The organism is Allobranchiibius sp. CTAmp26, assembly GCF_017565405.1.
GTDB lineage: Bacteria > Actinomycetota > Actinomycetes > Actinomycetales > Dermatophilaceae > Allobranchiibius.
Genome location: NZ_JAGEKR010000016.1, coordinates 41,161 through 58,060, shown reverse-complemented (window position 1 = coordinate 58,060; position 16,900 = coordinate 41,161). Strand labels below are relative to the sequence as shown.

Below are 16,900 nucleotides of genomic sequence, written 5' to 3'. Positions count from 1 at the left end.
CCTTCCCGAGTGGCGTACATATATTTCGAGTGCACCCCGTAGGAGTGCGCCACTCGAAACATATGTACGCCACTCGGCGGGATGGGCAGACGGCGCCGGTTAAGGTTCGGCCATGAGTGACGGATGGGTGAGCCCGTCGGGGGGTCCGAACCACACCGGTGAGCAGCCGGCCTACGGCACGCAGGCACCCCCGCCGCAGCAGACCGGCCAGCGACCACCCCCGCAGTACGGCGCCTACGGACCGGTGCCCCCCGCCGGACCACCCCAGGGTCCGCCGACCAAGGGCGGTCAGCCGCAGTACACCGCGCCGCCGTTCCGGCCGATGGCACCGAAACCCGGTGTCGTGCCGCTGCGCCCGCTCACCCTCGGTGACATCTTCGGCGGCGCCTTCGCCACCATCCGCGGCAACCCGGCCGCCACCCTCGGACTCGCCCTGATCGTGCATCTGATCGTCGCCGTGCCGACCCTGGCGGTCACGCTCTTCCTGAAGCGCGTGGTCTTCCCGAACGGCCTGGACCTCTCGTCCAAGAGCGACACGGGAGGCTCCAACCCGGATCTGCTGAAGGTCGACCTCATCGCGCCGGCCGCGCAGATCTTCACCTACATCGGCGGCATCGTGCTCGCCGGCATGCTCATCGTGGTCGTCTCCGACGCCGTCCTCGGTCGGCGGATCAGCATGCGCGAGACGTGGACCCGGATCCGCCCGCGGTTGTGGCCGCTGCTCGGACTCACCGTGCTGCTCGCCGCGCTGGCTCTGCTCGCCGTGGCGGTCGTCGTCGGCATCGTCGTCGTCGCCGCGCTGACCGCCGGCACCGTGCTCGCCGTGGTCCTGGGCGTGCTGCTCGGGCTCGGACTCCTCGTCGGGGTCTTCTTCCTCAGCATCCGCCTGATGCTGGCGAGCCCTGCCCTGGTGCTGGAGGGCATCGGCCCGGTGCCCGCGATCAAGCGGTCGTGGGCGCTGACCCATCACGCGTTCTGGCGACTGCTCGGGATCTCGTTCCTGGCCACGCTCGTCGCGGGGACCGTCAGTGCGGTCGTCGGAGTGCCGGGATCGTTGCTCAACCTCGGCGGCTACGCGACCGACGGGACCGGCAGCGTGCTGCTGCTGGTGGGTGGGCAGCTTTGGACCGCCGTCGTGAGCGCGGCCGTCGCCCCGTTCGTCACGGGCACCACCGGGCTGCTCTACATCGACCAGCGGATGCGCAAGGAGGGCCTTGACGTGACCCTCATGTCCGCGGCGGCCTCGCGCGACGATGCTCCGCGCTGACGCCACACCTCTCACACCGAGCGGCGACCAGGGTCGCCAGCTGCTGCGCCGCGAGCTGGCCAAGGGCGAATACGACCAGCACAAGGGCCTGCTGCAGACGGCGTACGACTGGATCGCTCGCCAGCTCGATCATCTCCTCTCCGGCAGCACGGGCACTCTCCCTGCGATCGCGTGGCTGGTCGGTCTGCTGCTGGTGATCCTGATCGTCATACTCGCTGCCACCGGGTTACGCCGCGGCCGGGTGCGCGCGCGCGGTCATGACGACGACGCGGTGCTCGGGGACCGACAGACCTCGGCCGACGAGCTGCGGTCCCGCGCCACCGCGGCGGAGCGCGCCGGAGACCTGGACGCGGCCACCCTCGACCGGTTCCGCGCGATCGCCGTACGCGGGGTGGAGCGGGCGCTGATCGACGCGGCGCCCGGTCTGACGGCGCACGAGATCGCCCGCGTGCTCGCGGCGAGATTCCCGGCATCGACCACTCGATTGTCCGAAGCGGCAGCAATCTTCGACGCGGTCCTCTACGGCGGCCGGGCCGCGGACGCCGCCGACTGCACCCGCATGCGCGACCTTGACGAGGTGCTGGAGCACGCGCGCCCGAACCCCCTTCGCACCGGGCAGCCCGTATGACGCGCGGTCGCCTGATCGGGGCGTCGCTGGTGCTGGCACTGGTCGCCCTGGCGCTCGTCGCGGTGCTCACCGCCGGCTCTCGCAAGCAGCCCCTCGACCCCGGATCGGCCGCCCCCGACGGTGCGCGCGCGGTGGCTCAGGTACTGCGCGCGCAGGGGGTTTCCGTGCACGTCACCCACACCGCCGCCGGTCTCGTCCAACAGTCGGCAGGACCGGACTCCACCGTCGTCGTCACCCGCGCCGGATTGCTCGGCCGGGCATCGCTACACCGCATCGCACAGACGTCGAGCTCCGCCGGTTCCCTCGTCCTGATCGCACCGACGGCTCCCGTCCTGGCCGACCTCGGGCTCCCGATCCGCGAGGTGCCCGGCGCGCGCAGTGACCCTGGCCAACTGCGTTGCAGCACACCTCCGTTCGACGGCCTGAGGTTCGACGGTGGGGTGGCGCCACGCTCCTACACCTCCACCGTCGGCGCCGGATGCGCCCGGCTCGACGACGGTGGCGACGCCATCCGGACGCTGCCGGCGGTCCCCGGCCTACGGCCGGCCGTCGTCGTCATCGGGTCCGACCAGTTCCTGCGCAATCGCGGCGTGCTGTCCGCCGACGATGCGGCGATCGCGCTGCGAGCGCTGGGATCCCACCCCCGACTGGTGTGGGTGGCCGCCGACACCGCGCACGCCGACGCCTCGGCGACCGGATCCGGTGAAGCATCGCCCTGGCCGCGATGGCTCGGCCCCGGGACCTGGCTGGTCGCCGCGTGCGTCGTGCTGCTGATGCTGTGGCGCGGGCGCCGACTCGGGAGGCTGGTCACCGAGCCGTTGCCGGTCGTCGTACCCGCCGTGGAGACCACCCTCAGCCGGGGACAGCTCTACCGCCGCGCCCGCGACACCGCTCGCACCGCGGAGGTGCTGCGGATCGCGTCCCGGCACCGGCTCGCCCGCTACCTCGGCCTCGCACCCACCACACCCGCGGCGGAGCTGGTCCGCGAGACTGCGCAGGCGACCCGACGTGATGCCCGCGAGGTACACGACGTTCTCGTCGGCGGCCCGGTCGACGACGAGGCGCAGCTGATCCGCACCGCCCAGGAACTCCAGAACCTCGAGAGACAGGTACACCGCCCATGACGCAATCCACGTCGCTGCACGCCGACGCCGACCGCGCACGCCAGGCGATGATCGACGTCCGCACCGAGGTCAACAAGGCTGTGGTCGGACAGGATTCGGCGATCGGTGGCCTGGTGGTGGCGCTCCTCGCCGGCGGCCACGTGCTGCTCGAGGGAGTGCCGGGCGTGGCCAAGACGCTGCTCGTGCGCGCGCTGGCCCGGTCGCTGTCGGTGCAGACCAAGCGGGTGCAGTTCACCCCCGACCTGATGCCCGGCGACCTGACCGGCTCCCTGGTGTACGACGGCAGCTCGTCCGACTTCGTCTTCCGGCCCGGCCCGGTCTTCACCAACCTGCTGCTCGCGGACGAGATCAACCGCACCCCGCCGAAGACCCAGTCCGCACTGCTGGAGGCCATGGAGGAGCGGCAGGTCTCGGTCGACGGCACGCCGCGTGCGCTCCCGGCACCGTTCATGGTCGCGGCGACCCAGAACCCGGTGGAATACGAGGGCACCTACCCTCTGCCCGAGGCCCAGCTCGACCGGTTCCTGCTCAAGGTCGCCGTCGCGCTGCCGGACCGTCAGCAGGAGCTGGTGGTCGTGCAGCGCCATGCCGACGGCTTCGACCCGCGCGACCTCGAGGCGGCCGGCGTACGGCCCGTCGCCGGCGCCGACGACATCGCCACGGGTGCTCGGGCGGTCCGTCGGGTGCGCGTCGCTCCCGAGGTCGCCGGTTACATCGTCGACATCGCCCGGGCGACTCGCACCTCCCCCTCAGTGGCCCTCGGCGTCAGCCCGCGTGGCGCGACCGCGTTGCTGGCCACGAGCCGCGCGTGGGCGTTCCTCGCCGGGCGCGACTTCGTGACGCCCGACGACGTCCAGACGATGACCCGCTCGACGCTGGCCCACCGCATCACGCTGCGGCCGGAAGCCGAGCTCGAGGGCGTGGGCGCGTCCGCTGTGCTCGACTCGGCCGCCGGCTCGGTCCCCGTCCCGCGCTGACCGCCGTGGCGATCACCGGACGCGCCGTCCTGCTGGCGGCACTGGGTCTGATCTACGTCGCGCTGGTGCCGCGCGCGTGGTCGGTGCTGGTGTGGTTGGCGGTCGTGGCGGTGCTGGTGATCGTCGATGTGCTGCTCGCCGGGTCGCCGGCGGGGCTGGACCTCACCCGCTCCCCCGGCGCGCAGGTGGTGCTCGGGGAGTCCACGTCGACCTCACTACTGGTCCGCAACGATGGCCGGCGGCGGGTGCGCGCGCTGGTCCGCGACGCGTGGCAGCCGTCAGCGGGGGCCGGCGGTTCCCGCCATACGGCCACGCTGCCGCCGGGTGAAAGCGTCCGGCTGACAACGGAACTGACGCCGGTACGGCGGGGTGACCGGCGCGCGGACCGCACCACGCTGCGCTCGTACGGGCCGTTGGGGCTGGCGGCCCGGCAGCGGTCGGTGGCCGTGCCGGGCACGGTGCGCGCGCTGCCGGCGTTCCCCTCGCGGCGGCACCTCCCCAGCCGGCTGCGCGTGCTGCGGGAGATCGACGGTCGGGCGGCCGTGCGGGTGCGCGGGCAGGGCACCGAGTTCGACTCGCTGCGCGACTACGTCGACGGCGACGACGTGCGAAGTCTCGACTGGCGCGCCACGGCCCGGCGCCGACACCTCGTCGTACGCACCTGGCAGCCCGAACGCGACCGTCGGGTGGTGATCCTGCTCGACACCTCACGCACCAGCGCCGGGCGGGTCGGCGACACGACCCGGCTCGACCACAGCATGGACGCCGCGCTGCTGCTCGGCGCGCTGGCGTCGCGGGCGGGTGACCGGGTGCAGTTCCTGGCCGGGGACCGTGCGATCGGTGCACGCGTGATCGGCGTGCACGACCGCGGGCAGTTGCTGCACCGGTTGGTCACCGCGATGACCCCGCTGGAGCCGGCACTGGTCGAGGCGGACTGGTCCCGGCTCGCCGGTGCGGTCGACGGCCTGTCGCGTCAGCGCGCCCTGGTCGTCCTCCTCACCTCGCTCGAACCCGCAGCGATCGAGGAGGGGCTCCTGCCGGTGCTCCCCGCCCTCACCGCCCGCCACCGGGTGGTCGTCGCCTCGGTGACCGATCCGGTGCTGCGCCAGATGGCGTCACAGCGTCGGACGGCGTTCGAGACCTACGACGCAGCGGCGGCCGAGCGCACCCTCACTCTGCGCGAGCGGGCGGCGACCGCCCTCGGCCAACTCGGCGTCACCGTGCTGGACGAGTCGCCCGACGAGCTCCCCACCGCCCTCGTCGACCACTACCTGATGCTGAAGCGGCAAGCCCTCCTCTGACCCCTCTTGTTTTGGACATGCATACCGGGGCACATCTGCCCCGGCGTGCATGTCCAAAAGGCGAGAGGGTGGGGCGGTGACCTCCGCCGTGCAACTGATCCGCTCCTCCACGCTGACTGACACCGTCGAATATGCCTACGCCGCAACCGCACCCGCCGACGCGCGGCTGATCTTCCTCGCCGGATCCTGCCCCTTGGACGACGGGGGCCGGACGCTCGCTCCCGGCGACGTGGCGGCTCAGGCGCACCGGGTGATGCTCAACCTGGAGATCGCACTGGCCGACGCGGGGGCCGAGCTGACGGACGTCGTCTCCACCCGCGTACTCGTCGCGACCACCGACCGGCACGACCTGGTGACCGCGTGGCAGGTGGTGCGGGACGCGTTCGGCGATCATGATCCGCCGAGCACCCTCCTCGGAGTGACCGTGCTCGGCTACCCGGACCAGCTCGTCGAGGTCGAAGCCGTCGCCGCACTCATCTGACCCGTTTTGGACATGCACACCGGGGCACATCTGCCCCGGCGTGCATGTCCAAGACTGGGGTCAGCCGACGGTGGGGAGGGCGGCGCTGCGGTCGATCTCGGCCACGTCGCCGGTCTCACCGCTCAGCCATGCTCGACGACCGACGATGAAGACGTAGAGGAAGAAGAGCACCTCGACGAGGACGCCGATCCCAATGCGTGCCGCGGTCGGCAGCCCGGACGGCGTCACGAACGCCTCGATCACGCCGGTCACGAGGAGAACGACGATCAGCCCGAGCGCCAGCGTGATCACCGACCTGCCCTCGGCGGCCATCGCGTCGGGACGGGTGCGGTCACCCGGCTCGACCCACGACCAGAAGAGCTTCAACCCACCCGCCGCGGCGACGAACACCGCTGTCAGCTCGAGCATCCCGTGCGGCAGGATCAGTCCGAAGAAGAGCGACAGCTTGCCGTGTGCGGCCATCAGGCCGCCGATGATCCCGACGTTCAGCACGTTCTGCAACAGCAGGTAGATCACCGGCACTCCCAGCACACCGACCGCGATGCACAGCGCCGCGACCCACACGTTGTTGGTCCACACGCGGGTGGCGAAATCGGTCGCGGAGTACTGCGAGTAGTAGTCGGCGAAGTCGTGGTTGACGAGCTGGTCGGCCTGCCGGCCGCTGACGAACGAGGACTGCACGCCCGGGTGCCGCGCGACCCACACACCGATGACGAACGCCACCGCGACATTGACCACGAGCACGGTCAGCCACCATCGGCGCAACCCGTAGAGCACCGCGGGGAAGGTCACCGCGAAGAACCGCGCGACCCCCGACCAGGTGCTGGTACGCCGGCCCATCGACTTGGCGCGCGCCCGCGACAGCAACGCCGAGAGGTACTGCACGAGCGCGGGATCGGCTGCGGCAGAACGAATCCGCGACAGGTGCGTGGCGGTCCGCTGGTAGAGGTCGAGCAATTCGTCCGCCTCGGCGGCATTCAGCCGCCGCCGCGCCCCCAGGTCACGCAGGCGCTCCCACTCCAGGTGGTGGGCTGCGACGTACGCGTCCAGATCCATGGCGCAAAGGTACGCTGACCGACGTGACGGACCGGGGGAAACCCGCGCGACCACGCCCGCTGCGCGGTGCCGAGGCGGACACCATGGTCACGGGTGAGGCCGTCCTGATCGACATCCCGCCGGCCTCACTGCCCATCCGCGCCGTCGCCCGGGTGATCGACACGATCCTCTATCTCCTGCTCGTGATCCTGCTGCTCGTCGTGGTCGTCGCGCAGTCGTCCGACGCGAGCGTGGCCAGCAGCGAGACGCTGGCACTGATCAGCATCGTCGGCTCCCTCCTGGTCGTCCCCGTCGCGGTCGAGACACTCACCCGCGGGCGGTCGCTCGGCAAGCTGATCTGCCGCCTGCGCGTGGTGCGCGACGACGGCGGCCCGATCGTCTTCCGGCACGCGTTCGTCCGCGGACTGGTGGGCGTGGTGGAGTTCTTCGTGGCGTACGGCATACCGGCCGTGATCGCCGCGATCGCCACCACGCGGGTCAAGCGACTCGGCGACCTCGCCGCCGGCACGTACGTCGTGCACGAGGACGTGCGCCTGCAGCTCTCCGCGCCACCGGAGGTTCCCTGGCGGCTGGAGCCGTGGGCGCGGGCGGCCGACATCTCGGCCCTGCCCGACGGCGTCGCCCTCGCGGTGCGACAGTTCCTGCTGCGCCGTAGGACGCTCACGCCCGCGGCGCGCGCTCGACTGAGCACCGAGCTCACCGCGGCGGTGCGACCGAACGTCGCGCCGCCCCCGCCACCCGGCACGCCCGACGAGGACTTCCTGGCCGCCGTACTGGCCGAACGCCGCCGCCGCGACCAGCAGCGGCTCGCCCGCGACAGCAGACTACGGGCGCGCGTCGTACCCGTCGACGAACTCACCGGCCGCTGAATCTCACTGTGACACAGGTAAGTCCGGGAGCCGCAGGAATACCTGTGGCTCCAGGGCTCACCTGTGTCATGGTCGGGAAAGCAGGTCAGCGCACCTCGTAGCCCGGCTTGATCTGCTCGTCGATGATCGCCAGCCGCTCGTCGAACGGCAGGAACGCCGACTTCATGGCGTTGATCGTCACCCAGCGCAGGTCGTCCAGATCCCACCCGGCGTCCTGCACCAGCAGCCACATCTCCCGCGACATCGACGTGTCGCTCATCAGCCGGTTGTCGGTGTTGACGGTGATCCGGAAACGCAGGTCGCGCAACTGCGTGATCGGGTGGGCGGCGACCGAGGTCGCGGCACCGGTCTGCACATTGGACGAGGGACACAGTTCCAGCGGGATGCGCAGGTCGCGGACGTACGACGCGAGCCGGCCGAGCTGCGCGCGAGATGTGCCCAGGCCCTCGATGTCGTCGACGATCCGGATGCCGTGGCCGAGCCGCTCCGCGCCGCACCACTGGAGGGCCTCCCAGATGCTCGGCAACCCGAACGCCTCGCCGGCGTGGATGGTGAAGTGCGCGTTCTCGCGGCGCAGATACTCGAACGCGTCGAGGTGACGGGTCGGCGGGTTGCCCGCCTCGGCGCCCGCGATGTCGAATCCGGCGACCTCGTCGTCGCGGTATCGCACTGCCAACGCTGCGATCTCGGTGCTCTTAGCCGCGTGCCGCATCGCGGTCAGCAGCGCCCGCGCACGGATCGTGCGGCCCCGCTCCGCTGCCAGCGCCTCCCCCTCGCGCAGCCCCGCGTTGACGGCCTCCACCACGTCGTCCAGGCTCAGCCCCTGCTCGAGATGCTGCTCCGGCGCGTAGCGGATCTCGGCGTAGACGACCCCGTCGGCGGCCAGGTCCTCGACCGCCTCGCGTGCGACCCTGCGCAGCGAGTCCGCGGTCTGCATGACCCCGACGGTGTGCGCGAAGGTCTCCAGATACCGCACTAACGAACCGGAGTCGGCGTTCTCCCGGAACCACACCGCGAGTTGCGCCGGATCGCTCGTCGGCAACCCGGCGTACCCCGTCTCGCGCGCCAACTGCGCCACGGTCTCCGGCCGCACACCGCCGTCCAGGTGGTCGTGCAGCAGCACCTTCGGCAGCTGGACGATCTCCTCGAGGGTCAGGGGCGCGTGGGTCTCCGGCATCCGGTCACTGTACGGCGGTCGGCGCCGCCGTCAGGCGATCCGGTCGATGACCAGCGGCAGCCGGTCGGGGACGTCGACGTCCGCGATGTCGAACGCCCCGTCCAGCGAGGCGAGCGCCCGCTCGAAGCGCTCCGGGGTGTCGGTGTGCAGCGTCAGCAGCGGCGCCCCCGCGCGCACGGAGTCACCCGGCCGCGCGTGCCACTGGACGCCGGCGCCCGCCTGTACGACGTCCTCCTTGCGCGCACGTCCCGCGCCGAGTCGCCAGGCGGCGACACCCACCTGCAACGCGTCCAGCCGGGTCAGCACGCCGTCGCGCGGCGCGGTGACGACGTGCTGCTCGCGGGCCACCGGCAGCGTCGCCGACGGGTCACCGCCCTGTGCCGCGATCATCGCCCGCCAGGCGTCCATCGCGCGGCCGTCGTCCAGGGCCTCCGCCGGGTCGACATCGGAGACCCCTGCGGCAGAGACCATTTCGCGCGCGAGCGCGAGGGTGAGTTCGCGTACGTCGGCGGGCCCGCCTCCCGCGAGCACCTCGACGGACTCCGCGACCTCGAGCGCGTTCCCCGCCGTCAGACCGAGCGGCGTCGACATGTCGGTCAGGAGAGCGACGGTGCGGACACCGGCGTCCGTGCCGAGACCGACCATCGTCGTCGCAAGCTCCCGCGCGTTCGCGACGTCCTTCATGAAGGCGCCCGAGCCCACCTTCACGTCCAGCACGAGCGCGCCGGTGCCCTCGGCGATCTTCTTGCTCATGATGGAGCTGGCGATGAGGGGGATGGCCTCGACGGTGCTGGTCACGTCACGCAGTGCGTAGAGCTTCTTGTCGGCGGGTGCGAGACCGGCGCCGGCCGCGCAGATGACCGCGCCGACCGACTCCAACTGCGAGAGCATCGCCTCGTTGGTCAGGTCCGCGCGCCACCCGGGGATCGACTCCAACTTATCGAGGGTGCCGCCCGTGTGGCCGAGTCCGCGCCCCGACAGCTGCGGCACCGCGACGCCGCAGGCCGCGACCAGGGGCGCGAGCGGGAGCGTGATCTTGTCGCCGACGCCACCGGTGGAGTGCTTGTCGGCGGTCGGGCGCGACAACCCGGAGAAGTCCATCCGCTCGCCCGAGGCGATCATCGCCGCCGTCCACCGGGCGATCTCACGGCGGGTCATGCCGTTGAGCAGGATCGCCATCGCGAGCGCCGACATCTGCTCGTCGGCCACCACGCCACGCGTGTACGCGTCGATCACCCAGTCGATCTGACCGTCGTCCAACTCGTGACGGTCGCGCTTGGTGCGGATGACATCGACGGCGTCGTGCGATTCAGGCATCCACCGATCCTGCCACGGTCGCGCGGCGCGCTTCGCCGCACTCCGATCGCTCGCTCGCGCAAGCGCGTTCCACCCCGCACGCGCCCTCCTGGCCCGTAGGCTCGCGGGCACGCGCCCACGTGATGGGCGCGTCCGTCACGTTCAAGGGGAACCCACCGATGTCGATCACGTCCACACTCACCCGCACCGCCGCCACCGCGACCCTGCTCGCCCTGCCGCTCGGCCTTGCCGCGTGCGGCAGCAGCAACAAGGTCAGCGTGAGCTCGGCCAGCTCGAGCAGCAGCTCCTCGAGCAGTGTGTCGAGCGCACCGAGCAGCACGACCAGCTCCTCCAGCAGCGCACCCACCACAACCACGCCGTCGAGCACCACCACCAGCTCCTCCGCCGCAGCCGCAGGTGGCGCCAAGCCCACCAAGGCAGCGGCGACCGCCGGTCTCACCAAGGGCCTGGAGCAGACCCCGCAGGGAGCCAAGCTCAAGCCGGCCCTCGTGCAGAAGGTCGCCGCGTGCATCGTCGGCAAGACCTACGCCAAGGTCAGCAACAAGACGCTGCAGGCTTTCGCCGCCGCGGACAAGAACGCCAAGCTCGACCCGAAGGACAACGTGGTCTACGTGGCCGCGGCTGCGGCGTGCGGCAAGGAGGTCGGTCTGCGCAAGTAACCGCCCCCGAGTGGCATACAGATGTTTCCAGTGGCGCACCTACAGGGGGTGCACCCGAAAGATATGTATGCCACTCGGCGGTGGCGCTAGAGGTTGTGGGCCCCGAAGGCCTGCGGCAGCATCTCGCTCATCGACCGGACACCGAGCGGGGTCTGCAGCAGGCACTCGGGGCCCCCGTGCTCCCACAGCAGTTGGCGGCAGCGCCCGCAGGGCATCAGCGCCTCCCCCGAGCGGTCCACGCACCACACCGCCACCAGGCGGCCGCCCCCGGTGCGCGCGAGGTCGCCGACCATCCCGCACTCGGCGCACAGCCCCACGCCGTACGACGCGTTCTCGACGTTGCAACCGGACACGATCCGGCCGTCGTCGACCAATCCCGCGACACCGACGGGGAAGTCGCTGTACGGCGCGTACGCGCGCTCCATCGCCTCGATCGCGATGCGGTGCAACACCTCCCAGTCGACCTGGGCCGCGTTCGTCACGCCGAGCCCTTCACGTAGGGCTCGCCGTCCGCCGCGGGAGCGCGCACCCGGCCGACCAGACCGGCCACCGCGAAGATGGTGACGACGTACGGGAGCATGCCCAGCAGGTTGGAGTTGATCTGCAGCGGCGGGTTCAGGAAGGACAGCACCGACTGCAGCGCGCCGGCGAAGCCGAAGAGCAGCGCCGCACCGAGCGCGCCGCGCGGGGTCCAGCGACCGAAGATGACCGCGGCCAGCGCGATGAACCCCTGACCGGAGGAGATGTTCTTGGTGAACGCTCCGACGCTGCCGATGGTCAGAAGCGCGCCCGCCAGACCCGCGACGCAGCCGCCGAGCACGACGTTCTGGTAGCGCAGGCGCAGCACGTTGATGCCCACCGTGTCGGCGGCCTGCGGGTGTTCGCCGACGGCGCGGGTGCGCAGCCCCCAGCGGGTGCGAATGAGCGCTACGTCGATCACGATGACGATCACGTACATCGCATAGATGATGTAGTTCTGGTCGAAGACCACCGGGCCGATCACCGGGATGTCGCCCAGCAGTGGCACCTTGGCAGGTCCGAAGAAGCCGGGATTGTCGGTGCCGTTGGAGTTGTTCGCCATGATCGCGTCGAAGAGGTAGCCGGTCAGGCCGAGCGCGAGCACGTTGAGCACGACACCGAGGATCACCTGGTTGACCAGGAACCTGATCGCGAAGACGGCCAGCAGCAGCCCGAGCAGGCCGCCGACCACGATCGCGGCGACGATGCCGGCGAAGAGGCCGGCGACCGTCCCGAGCAGCGCCCCTGCGAAGGCGCCGGCGAGCATCTGCCCCTCGATCGCGACGTTGATGACGCCGCTGCGCTCGCACAGGATGCCGCCCATCGCGCCCAGGATGAGTGGGGCGGCCAGGAACAGTCCCTGCTGCAGCAGACTGGTGAACTGCACGGTCCGGCCGCCGGTGCCGGCCCATGCGAGGAACGCCAGCAGGAAGAGCACGCCGACGGCGCTGCCGACCCAGCGCATCGCGGCAGGGGTGAAACCACGCACCAGGTGGTAGATCCCGGCCAGCACGATCAACGCGCCGACCACGATGCAGAACGGCGCCTCGGGAAGGCTGAGCGTCGGTACGTGCACCCGAGCCCCGCCCGCGTCGAAGCCGAACTTGGCGTTCGGGTGGGTGCCGGTGCTCGCCAACACGATCGCGACGAAGAGGCCGATCACGATCAGCGCGATCGCGACGGCGGTCTGCCGGGCGCGGGACGGGCCGACCTGCACCACCTTGTGGTGGACGACCAGTTCCTCATCGGTGGTGGGGGCGCTCATCGGGGTCCTCGCGAAGTATCGGAGTGAGGTACGAGCGGAGAACTTCGTGGGGTGATCATCCGTTCCATCCCTTCGCGACGACGGCGGTCTGGCCGCCGGCACCGCGGCGTAGCCGGAAGATCAACCGCACCAGTCCCGGCGCGGCGATGAAGAGCACGATCAGCGCCTGCAGCACCTGCACCAGGTCCGACGGGGTGTTGGTGGAGGCCAGCAACTGGACCGACCCGGCGCGCAGCGCGCCGAAGAGCATCCCGGCCCAGAAGGTGCCGATCGGCGACCCGCGGCCGAGCAGCGACACGGTGATCGCGTCGAACCCGAAGCCGGCGTCGATGTCGCTGGTGACCTGCGGGGAGGTGCCGAGCACCTGCGCACTGCCGGCGAGTCCGGCGAGTGCTCCGACGATCAGCATCACCACGATGTAGACCCGCGAGATGCTGATGCCCGCCGTACGCGCCGCGTCCTGGTTGGCGCCGACCGTGCGCAGCCGGAAACCGAAGGTGCTGCGGCCCAGCAGCCACGCCACCGCCACGGTCGCGGCGATTGCGACCAGGAACGCGACGTTCGCGCGCAACGCCGACCCGAAGAGGTGCGGGTAGAGCGCGTTGTGGTCGACCGGGGGCGAGATGGCCTGGTTGTAGGGCTTGGCCTGGAAGCCGTGCACGCCCAGCAGGTACTGGATCAGCCCGAGCGCGACATAGTTGAGCATGATCGTGGTGATCACCTCGTGCGCCCCGGTCTTGGCCTTGAGCACGCCCGCCAGCCCGGCCCACAGCGCACCGCCGAGGATCCCGGCGAGCACGGCGACGATGACGTGCAGCACCACCGGCAGGTGCCAGCTGAAGCCGACGTATCCGGCGAAGATCGCGGCGAGCAGGATCTGGCCCTGCGCGCCGATGTTGAACAGGCCGGCGCGGAACGCCAGCGTCACCGAGAGCCCGGCGAAGATCAGCGGCGTCGCGCTGACGATGGTCTCCGAGATCGGTCCGAAGATGGTCGCGGTGTCGCCGCTGGACAGGCTCGACGGGTTGAGGATCGATCCCTCGAAGATCGCGACGTACGCGCCGGACACCGCGTGCCACGCGGCGGAGAAGGTGTCCATCGGCGCCGCGGTGAAGTAGCTCGCCGCGGTGCGGGTCGCCTGGTCCGAGGCGATGATCAGGATCGACCCGATGACCACGGCGGCGACGATCGCGAGGATCGTGAGGACCGCCGGGTGGTCGCTGCGGAAGACCTCACGCAGCCGGCCCGCCCCGCCGTCCGGTGTCTCGATCTTGCTGCTGCCGCTCTCGGGCGTGCTCACGGCAGGCTCGCCCCCGGCCTTCTGCTCGCTCACGCGGACTCCTTCGTGTCGTGATCGCCGGTGTCGCCCTGCTGGCCGCCCATGAGCAGGCCGAACTCCTGCGCGGACGCGGTCGGCGGCAGCTCCCCGACGATGGCGCCGCGGTACATGACGCCGATCCGGTCGGCCAGGCTCACGACCTCGTCCAGCTCCGTGGACACCAGGAGCACCGCGGCTCCCCGGTCGCGCTCGGCGACGATCCGCTTGTGCACGAACTCCATCGACCCGACGTCGACACCGCGAGTCGGCTGCGACACCACGAAGAGGCGCAGTGGCCGCGACAGCTCACGGGCCAGCACCACCTTCTGCTGGTTGCCGCCGGACAGGGTCGACGCGGGGGCGCTCGCCGACGTCGTACGGACGTCGAACTCCTCCACCCGGGCGATCGCGTTCTTGGCGATCTCCTTGTTGTTCAACTGGATCCGCCCGCCGAACGGCGCCTGGTCGTGCATGTCGAGCACGAGGTTCTCCGCGATGCTGAAGCTGGAGACCAGTCCGTCGTGGGCGCGGTCCTCGGGCACGTAACCGACACCGGCGCGCAGGATGTCGTACGTCGTGTCCTCGGTGACGTCCTCGCCGTCGATGACCACCCGCCCGGACGCCGGCTCGATCAACCCCACGATGGCCTCGGTCAACTCCGTCTGCCCGTTGCCCTGGACGCCGGCGATCGCGTAGATCTCGCCGCCGCGCACCGAGAACGAGATGTCGTCGACCAGCACCTGACCGGCGGCGTCCACGACCCGCAGCTTGTCCACGTCGAGGATGACGTCGCGCGGCTGCGCGGGCTCCTTGTCGACCCGCAGCTGCACGGTGCGTCCGACCATGAGCGCGGCCAGCTCGGCGGCCGTCGCGGTCGGCTCGGCGGTGCCGACCACCTTCCCGCGCCGGATGACGGTGATCGTGTCGGCGACCTCGCGCACTTCGCGCAGCTTGTGGCTGATGAAGACCAGCGAGGTGCCCTGCTCCTTGAGCGAGCGCATCACCTCCATCAGGTGATCGGTCTCCTGGGGGGTGAGCACCGCGGTCGGCTCGTCGAGGATCAGCACCTTGGCCTCGCGGGCCAGCGCCTTCAGGATCTCCACCCGCTGCTGGATGCCGACCGGGAGGTCCTCGACCTTCGCGTCGGGGTCGACCTCCAGGTGGTGGCGGTCGGACAGCTCGCGCACGAGCTTGCGGGCACGTCGCAGGTCGAGCATGCCTCGCGAGGTCTGCTCGGCGCCCAGCATGATGTTCTCGGCCACGGTGAGCACCGGCACGAGCATGAAGTGCTGGTGCACCATGCCGATCCCCGCGGCCATCGCGTCACCGGGACCCTTGAAGGCGACCGGTGCGTCGTCCACCAGGATCGTGCCCTCGGTGGGCTCGTACAGCCCGTAGAGCACGTTCATCAGGGTGCTCTTGCCGGCGCCGTTCTCGCCCAGCAGGGCGTGGATCTCCCCCGGCTGCACGACCAGGTCGATCTGGTCGTTCGCGGTGAAGGTGCCGAACCGCTTGGTGATCCCCTGCAGCTGCAGTTTCATCGTGAAGGCCCGCTCCGTTGCTCGTCGACGCTGCGCGCGAGATTACCCGCCCTGCCAACCCCCGCCGGTACGGCGGCGGTCGCGGGCACCCGCCCGATCGTCATACAGAAGGCGGGGCGAGCCCCACGGCTCGCCCCGCCCCTGCGTTGACCGGTGTCAGCTGGTGGGCTGGCTCGGTGAGGTGATCTTGATCGAGCCGGAGGTGATGCCGGCCTTGACCTTCGCCAGCTCCGCCTTCAGCGCCGCCGGCTGGCTGTTGTTGTCGTCGACCAGTCCGACGCCGGCGTTGGCGAGGGTGCCGATGTAGTTGCCGGTCGGGTACGTGCCGTCCGCGGAGGACTTCAGGTACGCCTGCACACCGCCGCTGAGGTTCTTGGTGACACTGCCGACCATGTACTTGCAGTACTGCGCGGCGCTCACGCAGCCGTCTGTGTCGACCCACATGATCTTCAGCTTGCCGCCGGAGGCCTGCGCCGCCGCGCCCGCGCCGAGGCCGGACCCGCCCGCGACGGGGAAGATGATGTCGGCGCCGTTGCTGGCCATCGACTGGCTGACCGACTTGCCCTTGTTCTGGTCGGTGAAGCTGTTGGAGAAGGTGCCCTTCTTGGACTTCTCGTTCCAGCCGAGCACCTGCACGTTCTTCTTCTTCTGGGTGTTGTAGTACTGCACACCCTCGGTGAAGCCGTCCATGTAGATCGTCACCGGCGGGATGTTCAGACCGCCCCAGGTGCCGACCTTGCCGGTCTTGGTGAGGCTGGCCGCGAGGTAACCGCCGAGGAAGCCGGCCTGCGCGGTGTTGTACTGGATGCCGTAGAAGTTGGCGCCCGTGCCCGGGGCGTCCACCTCGGCGAAGTGCACCTTGGGGTAGGTCTTGGCCGCGGTCTTGACGTTGTCGGACATCAGGCCGCCGACGCCGATCACGGTGGCGCATCCGCCGGTGGCCAGCTTGGTGAGGTTCGGGGTGTAGTCCGCGCCCGAGTTGCTCGGCACGTACTTGATCGAGATGTTCGGGTTGGCCTTGTTGGCGGCCTTCATGCCGTCGTACGACGACTGGTTGAACGAGCGGTCGTCGACGCCACCGGTGTCCAGCACCATGCACGCGTTGATCTTCTTGCCGACGGCCTTCGCGGCGGACGTGGCTCCTGAACTGCCACTACCGCTCGTTCCCGATCCGGGCTTGCTGCCACAGCCGGTCAGGGCCAGCGAGCCGAGTGCGGCAACCGCCGCGATCTTCATCACCGAACGCACAGACATCTCCTTGTAGGTGGGGGGCACATCGGCGCCGACTCACGCGCATGTGCGTAGACGTCGGGCGGGGTGCGGACCCGGAAAGGTTACCGGCGCGTTCGCGCAGGTCCCGCCGTGTCGGCGGGACCGTTATCAAACGGTTGCGCCGCGGTCG

16 protein-coding genes are annotated in these 16,900 nt (G+C 70.6%); 8 read left to right on the top strand and 8 right to left on the bottom strand.

Annotation, left to right across the window (positions count from 1 at the left end; all coding sequences use genetic code 11):
* The first annotated feature begins 112 nt into the window (after nucleotides 1–112).
* From J4030_RS11825 to J4030_RS11800, 6 genes are all read left to right on the top strand, one after another.
* Nucleotides 113–1,267, top strand: a complete 1,155-nt coding sequence (locus J4030_RS11825) for a glycerophosphoryl diester phosphodiesterase membrane domain-containing protein (protein ID WP_208049432.1) — start codon at nucleotides 113–115, stop codon at nucleotides 1,265–1,267.
* Complete coding sequence (locus tag J4030_RS11820) at nucleotides 1,254–1,895, top strand: DUF4129 domain-containing protein (RefSeq protein ID WP_208049431.1); 642 nt, start codon at nucleotides 1,254–1,256, stop codon at nucleotides 1,893–1,895. The genes J4030_RS11825 and J4030_RS11820 overlap by 14 nt, the downstream gene beginning before the upstream one ends.
* Nucleotides 1,892–3,019 carry a DUF4350 domain-containing protein gene (locus J4030_RS11815; RefSeq protein WP_208049430.1) on the top strand — a complete coding sequence of 376 codons (1,128 nt, stop codon included), beginning with the start codon at nucleotides 1,892–1,894 and terminating at the stop codon, nucleotides 3,017–3,019. The genes J4030_RS11820 and J4030_RS11815 overlap by 4 nt, the downstream gene beginning before the upstream one ends.
* Nucleotides 3,016–3,996, top strand: a complete 981-nt coding sequence (locus J4030_RS11810; RefSeq protein WP_208049429.1) for a MoxR family ATPase — start codon at nucleotides 3,016–3,018, stop codon at nucleotides 3,994–3,996. The genes J4030_RS11815 and J4030_RS11810 overlap by 4 nt, the downstream gene beginning before the upstream one ends.
* 5 nt (nucleotides 3,997–4,001) lie before the next feature.
* Nucleotides 4,002–5,297 (top strand): DUF58 domain-containing protein, encoded by a 1,296-nt coding sequence (locus J4030_RS11805; RefSeq protein ID WP_208049428.1) that lies wholly within the window; start codon nucleotides 4,002–4,004, stop codon nucleotides 5,295–5,297.
* 76 nt (nucleotides 5,298–5,373) lie between these two features.
* Nucleotides 5,374–5,778 carry a RidA family protein gene (locus J4030_RS11800; protein WP_208049427.1) on the top strand — a complete coding sequence of 135 codons (405 nt, stop codon included), beginning with the start codon at nucleotides 5,374–5,376 and terminating at the stop codon, nucleotides 5,776–5,778.
* A 60-nt stretch (nucleotides 5,779–5,838) separates the two neighbouring features.
* On the opposite strand, the gene J4030_RS11795 is transcribed toward J4030_RS11800, so the two are convergent.
* Entirely contained in the window at nucleotides 5,839–6,834 is a 996-nt protein-coding gene (locus tag J4030_RS11795; RefSeq protein WP_208049426.1) for a stage II sporulation protein M, read from the bottom strand.
* Between the two features lie 23 nt (nucleotides 6,835–6,857).
* Between J4030_RS11795 and J4030_RS11790 the strand changes: the two genes are divergently transcribed.
* Complete coding sequence (locus J4030_RS11790) at nucleotides 6,858–7,703, top strand: RDD family protein (protein WP_307864670.1); 846 nt, start codon at nucleotides 6,858–6,860, stop codon at nucleotides 7,701–7,703.
* Nucleotides 7,704–7,788: 85 nt separating this feature from the next.
* Here the strand turns inward: J4030_RS11790 and J4030_RS11785 are convergent, their stop codons facing one another.
* Both J4030_RS11785 and J4030_RS11780 read right to left on the bottom strand, forming a co-directional pair.
* Nucleotides 7,789–8,880, bottom strand: a complete 1,092-nt coding sequence (locus J4030_RS11785) for an adenosine deaminase (protein ID WP_208049425.1) — start codon at nucleotides 8,878–8,880, stop codon at nucleotides 7,789–7,791.
* A 30-nt stretch (nucleotides 8,881–8,910) separates the two neighbouring features.
* Complete coding sequence (locus tag J4030_RS11780; protein ID WP_208049424.1) at nucleotides 8,911–10,197, bottom strand: thymidine phosphorylase; 1,287 nt, start codon at nucleotides 10,195–10,197, stop codon at nucleotides 8,911–8,913.
* Between the two features lie 158 nt (nucleotides 10,198–10,355).
* On the opposite strand from J4030_RS11780, the gene J4030_RS11775 reads away from it, so the two are divergent.
* Nucleotides 10,356–10,856, top strand: coding sequence for a hypothetical protein (locus tag J4030_RS11775; RefSeq protein WP_208049423.1), 501 nt, complete (start codon nucleotides 10,356–10,358; stop codon nucleotides 10,854–10,856).
* Nucleotides 10,857–10,942: 86 nt separating this feature from the next.
* Here J4030_RS11775 and J4030_RS11770 read toward each other — a convergent pair whose 3' ends face one another.
* The 5 genes from J4030_RS11770 to J4030_RS11750 form a co-directional block, all read right to left on the bottom strand.
* Nucleotides 10,943–11,338, bottom strand: a complete 396-nt coding sequence (locus J4030_RS11770) for a cytidine deaminase (protein ID WP_208049422.1) — start codon at nucleotides 11,336–11,338, stop codon at nucleotides 10,943–10,945.
* Nucleotides 11,335–12,639, bottom strand: coding sequence for an ABC transporter permease (locus tag J4030_RS11765; protein WP_208049421.1), 1,305 nt, complete (start codon nucleotides 12,637–12,639; stop codon nucleotides 11,335–11,337). Before J4030_RS11765 ends, J4030_RS11770 begins: the two co-directional genes overlap by 4 nt.
* Nucleotides 12,640–12,694: 55 nt before the next feature.
* Nucleotides 12,695–13,972, bottom strand: a complete 1,278-nt coding sequence (locus J4030_RS11760) for an ABC transporter permease (protein WP_208049420.1) — start codon at nucleotides 13,970–13,972, stop codon at nucleotides 12,695–12,697.
* Nucleotides 13,969–15,498, bottom strand: coding sequence for an ABC transporter ATP-binding protein (locus J4030_RS11755; protein ID WP_208049419.1), 1,530 nt, complete (start codon nucleotides 15,496–15,498; stop codon nucleotides 13,969–13,971). The genes J4030_RS11760 and J4030_RS11755 overlap by 4 nt, the downstream gene beginning before the upstream one ends.
* A gap of 156 nt (nucleotides 15,499–15,654) precedes the next feature.
* A complete protein-coding gene (locus J4030_RS11750; RefSeq protein WP_208049418.1) occupies nucleotides 15,655–16,752 on the bottom strand; it encodes a BMP family protein in 1,098 nt (365 codons plus the stop codon).
* Nucleotides 16,753–16,900: the final 148 nt, after the last annotated feature.